The 273-nt window shown below is 41.8% G+C and carries 1 protein-coding gene; it reads left to right on the plus strand.

Translation table 11 applies throughout. From position 1 onward, the window contains the following. The coding region (locus tag AC0IW9_RS30860; RefSeq protein ID WP_471652115.1) for a Y-family DNA polymerase at nt 1–273 on the plus strand (273 nt) is incomplete at both ends.

Consider the following 273-nt stretch of genomic DNA (forward strand, 5'->3'; position numbering starts at 1 on the left):
CCGTTCCGCAATGTCTTGCAGTAAAGCTTATCAACTCTGCCCTACAGCGATATTTGTATATCCAAGATTTGATGCCTACAGCTCTGTTTCAAAATCAATCAGAGAAATTTTTAGCAGATATACTGATATCATAGAACCACTTTCTTTAGATGAAGCCTATCTGGACGTTACCGAAGATAAGCTGGGCATTGGTTCGGCCATTGATATTGCGCAGTCTATCAAAGACGCAATAAAAAGCGAACTGAACTTAACCGCATCGGCGGGCGTTTCTGT

This window comes from Belnapia sp. AC561, assembly GCF_979252845.1.